At 38.4% G+C, this 255-nt stretch carries 1 protein-coding gene; it reads left to right on the top strand.

The features are described from left to right. Positions 1-255, top strand: a 255-nt coding sequence (locus tag SB751_RS32890) for a hypothetical protein (RefSeq protein ID WP_410749365.1), incomplete at both ends; no start/stop codon positions are given.

The following is a 255-nucleotide window of genomic DNA, read 5'->3' as shown; positions in this document are numbered from 1 at the left end:
CTGACTGCAGGGGGAGCAACTATTATAAGTTCTTTTGTAAATAGTGTGTGGCTTTATATGATATGTACAGCCGGAGTGGCATTGGCAATACCTATGATTAATGTAGCTATAGGAGGATGGATCCCAAAAATTATTGATCCAAAGATGATGGGAAGGGTCCAAGGATGTATTAACCCATTAATGATGTTTTCCCAGTCCTTAACACTTCTTTTCATTGCTTCACTTTATCCGGTTGTTTTAACAGTTGAGTCACTA

Origin of the sequence: Cupriavidus sp. SIMBA_020 (assembly GCF_046535395.1) — a bacterium.
Lineage (GTDB): Bacteria > Pseudomonadota > Gammaproteobacteria > Burkholderiales > Burkholderiaceae > Cupriavidus > Cupriavidus campinensis.
The sequence above is the reverse complement of the archived record's forward strand: the minus strand, read 5'-3'. Positions and strand labels throughout refer to the sequence as shown.